10 protein-coding genes are annotated in these 8,226 nt (G+C 73.2%); 6 read left to right on the top strand and 4 right to left on the bottom strand.

The genetic code is table 11. From position 1 onward, the window contains the following. Positions 1 to 282: peptidoglycan-binding domain-containing protein (locus tag CCS38_RS02625; RefSeq protein WP_223731549.1), on the top strand; the 282-nt coding region annotated here is incomplete at its 5' end. A 180-nt stretch (positions 283 to 462) separates the two neighbouring features. After that, a complete protein-coding gene (locus CCS38_RS02620; RefSeq protein ID WP_223731548.1) occupies positions 463 to 1,125 on the top strand; it encodes an HAD-IA family hydrolase in 663 nt (220 codons plus the stop codon). Between the two features lie 64 nt (positions 1,126 to 1,189). On the opposite strand, the gene CCS38_RS02615 is transcribed toward CCS38_RS02620, so the two are convergent. Continuing rightward, positions 1,190 to 1,771 (bottom strand): TMEM165/GDT1 family protein, encoded by a 582-nt coding sequence (locus CCS38_RS02615; protein ID WP_223731547.1) that lies wholly within the window; start codon positions 1,769 to 1,771, stop codon positions 1,190 to 1,192. A gap of 179 nt (positions 1,772 to 1,950) precedes the next feature. Then, positions 1,951 to 2,709 (bottom strand): ABC transporter permease, encoded by a 759-nt coding sequence (locus CCS38_RS02610; protein ID WP_223731546.1) that lies wholly within the window; start codon positions 2,707 to 2,709, stop codon positions 1,951 to 1,953. A 226-nt stretch (positions 2,710 to 2,935) separates the two neighbouring features. Here CCS38_RS02610 and CCS38_RS02605 point away from each other — a divergent pair, with 226 nt between their 5' ends. The 3 genes from CCS38_RS02605 (at position 2,936) to CCS38_RS02595 (ending at position 6,131) form a co-directional block, all read left to right on the top strand. Next, a complete protein-coding gene (locus tag CCS38_RS02605; protein WP_223731545.1) occupies positions 2,936 to 3,580 on the top strand; it encodes an HNH endonuclease family protein in 645 nt (214 codons plus the stop codon). A 209-nt stretch (positions 3,581 to 3,789) separates the two neighbouring features. After that, positions 3,790 to 5,490, top strand: a complete 1,701-nt coding sequence (locus CCS38_RS02600) for an alkaline phosphatase D family protein (protein WP_223731544.1) — start codon at positions 3,790 to 3,792, stop codon at positions 5,488 to 5,490. Positions 5,491 to 5,657: 167 nt separating this feature from the next. Beyond that, complete coding sequence (locus CCS38_RS02595) at positions 5,658 to 6,131, top strand: DoxX family protein (RefSeq protein ID WP_223731543.1); 474 nt, start codon at positions 5,658 to 5,660, stop codon at positions 6,129 to 6,131. A 75-nt stretch (positions 6,132 to 6,206) separates the two neighbouring features. Here CCS38_RS02595 and CCS38_RS02590 read toward each other — a convergent pair whose 3' ends face one another. Then, complete coding sequence (locus CCS38_RS02590; protein WP_223731542.1) at positions 6,207 to 6,803, bottom strand: superoxide dismutase family protein; 597 nt, start codon at positions 6,801 to 6,803, stop codon at positions 6,207 to 6,209. A 233-nt stretch (positions 6,804 to 7,036) separates the two neighbouring features. On the opposite strand from CCS38_RS02590, the gene CCS38_RS02585 reads away from it, so the two are divergent. Then, positions 7,037 to 7,675, top strand: coding sequence for a DedA family protein (locus tag CCS38_RS02585; RefSeq protein ID WP_223731541.1), 639 nt, complete (start codon positions 7,037 to 7,039; stop codon positions 7,673 to 7,675). A gap of 31 nt (positions 7,676 to 7,706) precedes the next feature. On the opposite strand, the gene CCS38_RS02580 is transcribed toward CCS38_RS02585, so the two are convergent. After that, a partial coding sequence (locus tag CCS38_RS02580; RefSeq protein ID WP_223731540.1) for a universal stress protein occupies positions 7,707 to 8,226 on the bottom strand: 520 nt, incomplete at its 5' end.

Here is an 8,226-nt window from a genome sequence, read left to right as displayed (position 1 = left end):
CGGAGAGCAGGCCCTCGCCCACGGTCCGCGGCCCGGCTGCCCGGCCCGCGGACCGTGGGCGAGGGCCTGCTCTCCGAGGGCGCGAGCGGCCCGGAGGTCGTGGAGCTGCAGCGGCGGCTGGCGCAGCTGGCGCTGTACACCGGCGCGGCGGACGGCCGGTACGACGCCGGGGTGGCCGCTTCCGTGGCGCGGTACCAGCGGACGTACGGCGAGACGGCCGACCCGTACGGCGTCTACGGACCCGCGACCCGCGCCTCCCTGGAATTCCTCACGCGGCCCTGACCGGCCCTTTTGCCGCCCTTACCACCTGGCCCCCCTGGCCCGCTGACCAGGGGGGCTTGGCGTGTGACCGAAGCGCTTTGTATCGTGGATGAACAAAGTGGTTCCGCCCGCTTCCCCTGACCGGCGGGCGGAGCCGCTCTGTCTCGCACCACTCCTGCCCTCCAGCCGAGGAGCCCGCCGATGACGGCATCCCGCACGCTCACCGCCCGCGCGCTGCTGCTCGACATGGACAGCACGATCGTGAACTCCGAGGCCGTCGTCGAGCGCTGCTGGCGCCGCTGGGCCGCCGAGCAGGGCATGGACGCCGAGGACGTGCTGAAGGTCGTGCACGGCCGCCAGGGCTGGGCCACCATGGCCGCGCTCCTCCCCGACCGCCCGATGGAGCAGAACCACGAGGACAACCGGCGGATGCTGGCGCAGGAGACCGCGGACACCGACGGCGTCGTACCGGTACCGGGCGCGCCCGCGTTCATGGCCGCGCTCGACGGCGTGCCGCACGCCCTGGTCACCTCCGCGAGCATCCCGCTGGCCGACGCCCGGATGGGCGCCGCCGGGCTGGCCATGCCGGCCGTACGGATCACCGCCGAGTCGGTGAGCGCGAGCAAGCCGGACCCGGAGGGCTTCCTCAAGGGCGCCGCCGAGCTGGGCTTCGCCCCCGAGGACTGCCTGGTCTTCGAGGACTCCGAGGCGGGCATCCGGGCCGGCCAGGCCGCCGGGATGCGCGTCGTGGGCGTGGGCGAGCGGGCCGCCGCCTTCGCGCCGACGGTGCAGGTGGACGACCTGACGCAGGTACGCATCGAGGTGCTCCCCGAGGGCGGCGTACGGCTGCACTTCAGCGCCTGAGCGCACAAGAACCACGAAGGGCGCCACCCGCACGGGGTGGCGCCCTTCGCCGTTGCCGCGCGGCTCAGCCCACGATCGCCTCGTACAGGCTGAAGCCCGCGAGCACGATCATCACGCAGGCCGCGATCTTCGTGATGAGCTTCAGGGGGACGAACCGCATCAGCGTGCGCCCGCCCAGAATGCCGAGCGCGGCCACCGCCCACAGGGCGAGCACGGCGCCGATGCCGACGGAGACGGGGTCGCCGTAGCGGGCCGCGAGGTTCGCCGTCATGATCTGCGTCAGGTCGCCGAACTCCGCGACCAGAATCATCATGAAGCCCGCCCCGGAGACCTTCCAGAAGCTCTGGTCGGCGGGCTTCTTGACCTCTTCCTCGTCGTCGTCCTTCTTGAAGAGCAGCACGGCGGCGCCCGCCAGGAAGAGCACGCCGACGATCGCCTGGACCAGCCGGTGCGGCAGCAGCGTGAGCACGCTGCCCGCGGCGATGGCGAGCGCGACATGCACCAGGAAGGCCGCCGCCACGCCGACGAACACGTACGACGCGCGGTAGCGGGTGCCGAGCATCAGCCCGGCCAGTGCGGTCTTGTCGGGCAGCTCGGCGAGGAAGACGACGCCGAAGACGACGGCTGCGACGGTGAAGCTGAACACGGGGTGGGATACCTCGTTCGATAGGGCCGCACCGAAAGGGGCCCGGAAAAGGGGTCGCTTCGGCACGGCAGCGTTGGACACTGCGGCCGAAGGTCTCGCTGGCGTACGGACGGAATCCGTACGCTCCGGGCGCCGGCTCGCCACGAGGGCGGGCAGTATGTCGACGGTCCGGCAGAGAGCTACTCCCCTTCTGCTGGGCTCAAGGGTACGCGGTGCAATCGGCCGCACGCGACCAGCTCCAGTACCACCGATACCGCGACCGCCTGCACGGCCAGCAGCGCCACCAGGACGAACAGCTGCACCGCACCGGCCTGAACGGGTGAAGCGCCGCCCAGCAGCATGCCGACGAACGCGCCCGGCAGTGTGACCAGCCCCACCGTCCGGGTCTGATCCAGCCCCGGCAGCATCGCCTCCGAGGCGACCGGCCGGGCCACTTCCAGCCGCGCCTCCCGGTCCGGCAGCCCCAGCGCGAGGCCGGCCTCCACCTCCCCGCGCCGGGTCTCCAGCTCGTCCAGCACGCGCCGCCCGCTCAGTACCGTCGCGGTGAGCGCGCCGCCCATGAGAATGCCGGTCACCGGGATGAGGGCGACCCCGCGCGGCGGCACCAGGCCGGTCAGCAGCAGCGCGGCGACCACCGGCGCCACCCCGGCGGCGATCGGCGCCGCCGCCCACCACCACGTGCGGTTACGGGTGATCCGGCGGCCCGCCGTCCGCACGGCCACCGCGAACATCAGCAGCAGGAAGCAGACCAGCAGCGGGACCGCGCGCACCACCCAGCCGATGAGGAAGGAGACGGCGGCGAGCTGGACGGCGGCGCGCAGGCCCGCGACCGCGATGTCCCGGGCGTGGTCCAGCCGGCACAGCGCGGCGACCGTCACGGCGGCGACGAGCAGCACCGCGAGCACGACCGCGAGGGTGGCGTTGACCGGCAGCAGCACACGATCACCTTAAGTACGGGGCGACCGGCGAGACCAACGAACGCGCGTGCGGGGCGTGCTGGCGGCGCGTCACCTCTTGATCTGACGTGAGCATGTCGTCACTCTGTTACCTGGAGACCGCACGACGGAAACCCCCACTCGCCATCGTGTGGCCCGACCGATCGCACCACCGACCGATCGACCGATCGCTCGCGACTTCCCTTCCCCCACATCAACGGGAGTTCCGATGTCCAAGGTCTACGCGCGTCGTGCGTCCCTCGCGGCCGGCTCGGCCGCCGCGCTCGTCTGCACGCTGCTGCTCAGCGGCCAGTCCGCCCAAGCCGCGCCGCCCTCGCCGCCCGATGCCGCCACCGCCCGTACGTATCTCGCCGAGATCAAGGAAGCGGCCGAGGGCCCGCAGGACGGCTACAGCCGCGACAAGTTCCCGCACTGGAGCGACCAGGGCGACAGCTGCAACACCCGCGAGGTCGTCCTCAAGCGCGACGGCAAGGACGTCGAGACGGACGGCAGCTGCGCCGCGACCAGCGGCTCCTGGACCTCCCCGTACGACGGCGCCACCTGGACGCAGTCCTCCGATGTCGACATCGACCACATGGTGCCGCTCTCCGAGGCGTGGAAGTCCGGCGCCGCCGACTGGACCACCGACCGCCGCGAGCAGCTCGCCAACGACCTCACGCACGCCCAGCTCCTCGCGGTCACCGACAACGTGAACCAGGAGAAGGGCGACCAGGACCCCGCCGAGTGGCTGCCGCCGACGGCCTCGTACCACTGCGAGTACGCGCGCATGTGGGTATGGGTCAAGCACGAGTACGGCATGACCGCCGACTCCGCCGAGAAGGGCGCGCTGAAGAAGATCCTCGACGGCTGCTGACCGGACGGCTTCCGACCGGCTGCCGACCGGCAGCCACCCCCGACCGGGCGGCTCCGCCCTCCATCCCCATGCCCCGCGGAGCCGCCCGACCTCCCTCCGGCCGCCCGGCCGGCGCCCCACGGGCGCTGTGCTCCTATCCTCGGAGCCGAGGCGCGGGCAGCCGCCCGTAGGAGGTGCGGCCACACCGGCCCGCACGAGGGAGGACCGCGATGACCGGACTGCGGCTCGGACCGCTGCTGCGCTACGTGGACGAGGACAGCGCGACGGTGTGGGTGGAGACCGGGGCGCCCTGCGAGGTGACCGTGGCGTGCGGCAGCGGCGTCACCGGCGCCGACCGCACCTGGCAGGTCGCCGGGCACCACTACGCGCTGGTCCCCGTCGAGGGCCTGACGCCGGGCGAGGAGACGCCGTACCGGGTTCTGCTGGACGGGGAGCAGGTCTGGCCGCTGCCGGACAGTCCGTACCCGCCCTCCGTCATCCGCACGCTGCCGGCCGAGGGGCACGGCCCGCTCTCCGTGGCGTTCGGCTCCTGCCGCTGGGCCGCGCCGCCCTCCGGGAGCAGGAGCCACCTGGCCGCGGTGCCGGGCGTGCCGGGCGATCACCACGACCCGGCGGGCCCGGACGCGCTGGACACCCTCGCCGCCACGCTGGCCCGCGATCCGGCCCGGCCCCGCCCCGACGTGCTGCTCCTCCTCGGCGACCAGGTCTACGCGGACCAGACCTCCGAGGCGACCGCGGCGCTGCTGGCCCGCCGCCGCGACACCTCACGGCCGCCGTGGACGCAGGTGGCGGACTACGAGGAGTACACCCACCTCTATGAGGAGTCCTGGCTGGACCCGGAGGTGCGCTGGCTGCTCTCCACGGTCCCCAGCTGCATGATCTTCGACGACCACGACGTGATCGACGACTGGAACACCTCGGCCGCCTGGCTGACCCGGATGCGCGCGACCCCGTGGTGGCACGACCGGATCCTCGGCGGCCTGATGTCGTACTGGGTCCACCAGCACCTGGGGAACCTCTCCCCCGCCGACCTGGCGCGCGACGAGCTGTACACCCGGGTGCGGGCGGCGGCGGACGGCACGGACCTCGTACGGGACTTCGCCGCGGCGGCGGACGCCGATCCGACGTGCGCGCGCTGGAGCTACCGGCGCGACTTCGGCCGGGTACGCCTGGTCATGGTCGACACGCGCGCCACCCGCGTCCTGGAGGAGGGCAGCCGGGCGATGCTCGACGCGGCGGAGGCGAAGTGGCTGCGGCAGGAGGTGCTGGACGGGCCCGGCGGCTACGACCACCTGCTGATCGGCAGTTCACTGCCGTGGCTGCTGCCCCAGCTGGTGCACGACGCGGAAGTCTGGAACGCGGCGCTGTGCCGCGGCGCGCGCGGCCCGGGGTGGGCGCGCCGCGGTGAGGCGCTGCGCCAGCGGGCCGATCTGGAGCACTGGGCCGCCTTCCCGGAGTCCTTCGCGGCGCTGGCCGACCTGATCTCGGAGGCCGCCGACGGGCCGGACGCGCCCGCCACCGTGTGCGTCCTGTCCGGCGATGTGCACCATGCGTACGTGGCCGAGCCGCACTGGCCCGAGGGCGCGGGCCCGACGGGCCGCGTCCTGCAGCTGACCTGCTCGCCGGTGCACAACAGCATCCCGGCGGCGCTGCGCGTCGGCTTCCGCTTCGGCTGGAGCCGGGTGGGCCGGTGGCTGGGGCGGGCGCTGTCCCGGCACGTGCGGGCCGGCCGGCCGCCGGTGTCCTGGCGCCGCACCGGCGGCCCGTGGTTCGGCAACCAGCTGATGACGCTCACCCTGCGCGGCCGTGACGCCCGGCTGAGCCTGGACCAGGCCCACGAGACGACGGACTCCGGAAGCGGACGGCGGTCGGCACGTCTGGAGCGCGTGCTGGAGCGGTCGTTGACGTGACCGGGGCTGCGTAACCCCTTGACTGGCTTATTGGTCTGGACCACAGTGACGGTCACGCAAAGGTTCAGACCAACACTCAGCCAAACGCTTGAACTTGCAAGCACAAATAAGGCACGCCTAACCTTCAGGTCTCTCGGTTACCGTCCCCAGCCGCAGGAGTCCCTGTCATGTCCACACCCCTCGCCGCGTTCACCGAACGCGGCCGCCCCCACGCGACCGCTCTCTTCCGCATCGTCACCGGCCTGCTCTTCGCCTGCCACGGCGCCTCCTCACTCTTCGGCGTCCTCGGCGGCGCGATGGGCCAGGGCGGCACCGTCCCGGCCGGCACCTGGCCGGGCTGGTACGCCGCGGTCATCCAGCTCGTCGGCGGCCTCCTGGTGCTGCTCGGCCTCGGCACCCGCACCGCCGCCCTGATCAGCTCCGGCTCCATGGCGTACGCGTACTTCTCCGTCCACCAGGGCGAGGCGCTGTGGCCGATCCAGAACGGCGGGGAGCCCTCCGCGCTGTTCTGCTGGGCCTTCCTCCTGCTGGCCTTCACCGGCCCCGGCGCCTGGGCGCTGGACCGCGTCTTCTTCGGCTCCGGGGACCGGGACGGGAGCGCCGCCCCGGCCGCTCCCCGGCCGGAGCCCAGCGCCGCCTGAGCCGCCGCTCTCCGCTCAGCCCTTGAGGGCCGCCCGTCCCGGCGGCCCTCAAGGGCGTTCAGGAGACCCTGCGGCTCACCTCGCCGCGTGCTTGAACGGCACCGAGAGGCAGCCCAGCCGGTCGCCCGCCATGCCGGCATGGCCATGCCCGGTGTGCGTCTTGTGGTCGTGGATCACCACGGACCGGGCCTCACCCTGACGGAACCACCATGAGTGCTTCGACGACACCGAGGCGTCGCCGTCGGAGTCCGTGGTGAAGTCCAGCCACACCTCGTTCTCGGGGTTGGCGTACTTGGGGTCGACGGACGGCTGCTTCGGATCCTTCCGGTTCTGGTAGTGCGGCCCGGAGGAGTCCGGCTTCTCGCCGCACGGCTTGGTGTGGACGTGCGAACCGTAGGTGCGGTGCGGCTGGAGCCCCTTCACCTTCAGCCGGATCGTCATCCCGTGGTCGTTCTTCCACTGCGCCACCACGATCCGCGCCCCGGCCGGCACCTTCTTCGTGTCGTACGTCACCGCGTCGGACGGGTCGAACTCCGACACCGGGGTGAACCGGCTCTCCTTGCCCACCGCCAGGTCCCCGCCCCCGGGCGTGCCGCCGTGCGCGGGCGCCGCCACGGCCGGCGCCGCCAGCAGCAGCGCCGCCACCGCACCCGTCACCATTCCTGCCGCCATCCCACTTCCTCCTCGTCACTCCCCGTACTGGAGGCGCGCGGGTGCGCGCCGGATCCACGGTGTAGCCCAGCAGGCGATCACACCGGCAGGAAACGCGTGATTCGGACAACACCTGCCGCCCCGGGCTCCGATCTCCGGACATCCCAGGCGTACGCTGTACAGCTGTACGAGCGACAAGCCGCCCCTGCCGCTGCCATGCGACGTCGCGGCCGGGGACGACTTGGAGTGACGAGGTGCTGGAGAGTCTGGGGGCGCTGGCCGATCCCCCATGGATTTATCTGATCGTCGGACTGTGTGTACTGCTCGACGTCTTTGTGCCCTTCCTGCCGAGCGGCGTACTGCTGATCGCCGCCGCGACGGCCGCCGGCACCCGGTCCGCCGCCGTCGGCGTCTCGCCGGTACCCGGTGACTCGGGCCTGACGGACCTGCTCGCGCTCGCCCTGTGCGCCGCGGCCGCTTCGGTACTGGGCGACCTGGCCGCCTACCGGGTGGCCTGGCGCGGCGGCGACCGCTTCGACCGCGCCATCGCCCGCTCGCGCCGCCTGACCGCCGCGCAGGAACGTCTCGGCACCGCGCTCACCCGGGGCGGCGGGATCATCGTCGTACTGGCTCGCTTCGCGCCCGCCGGGCGCTCCGTGGTCAGCCTCGGCGCGGGCGTCGCCCACCGCACGGTCCGCGAGTTCCTGCCCTGGTCGATGGTGGCCGGGGTGGCCTGGGCGGCGTACAGCGTGGCCCTGGGCTACTTCGGGGGCCATCTGCTGGGCGCCACGTGGTTCAGCACCGGGGTCTCGGTCCTCGCCCTCTTCGCCGCCGGCTCGGCCGCGCTCTACGTGATGCGCCGCCCGGAGCGCCGCCCCGCGCACTCGGGCTGACGGCCGCCGCTCCGTACACCTGAGGACACTCCTAGTCGCCCTCCTCCCGCGCCGCCTCGGGCACCACCGCGATCGGGCAGAGCGCGTGCAGCAGCACGGCGTGCGCGACCGAGCCCAGGCGCCGGCCGATCGGCAGCCTCCGGCGGTGCCGCCCGACCACCACCAGGTCGCTCTGCTCGGACGCCTCGACCAGCTGCCCGGCCGCGTCCGCGGTGCGCAGCGCGGCCTCCACCGCGACCTCCGGATACCGCTCCCGGTATCCGGCGAGGACCTCCGTCACCTGCCTGTCCAGCGCCTGCTCGTACTCCTGCTGTGTCGTCTCGTACGCGACCACATAGTCGAAGGCGGTCGGCACGACCATCGGCCACATGTACGCGGCGATCACCTGGAGGGCCGCTCCGCGCCGGGCCGCCTCCTGGAAGGCGAAGCCGATCGCGCTGCTCTCCCGCGCCTCCTCCGCAGTCGGGTCGATGCCCAGGGTGACGCGGCCGTGCGCCGGTCCCTGCCGGTGGCCGGCGCCGGGCCGGGCGGCGCCGCCGTCCGCTGCCGCC

Origin of the sequence: Streptomyces purpurogeneiscleroticus (assembly GCF_020024005.1) — a bacterium.
In the GTDB taxonomy this organism is placed as follows: Bacteria; Actinomycetota; Actinomycetes; order Streptomycetales; family Streptomycetaceae; genus Streptomyces; species Streptomyces purpurogeneiscleroticus.
The sequence above is the reverse complement of the archived record's forward strand: the minus strand, read 5'-3'. Positions and strand labels throughout refer to the sequence as shown.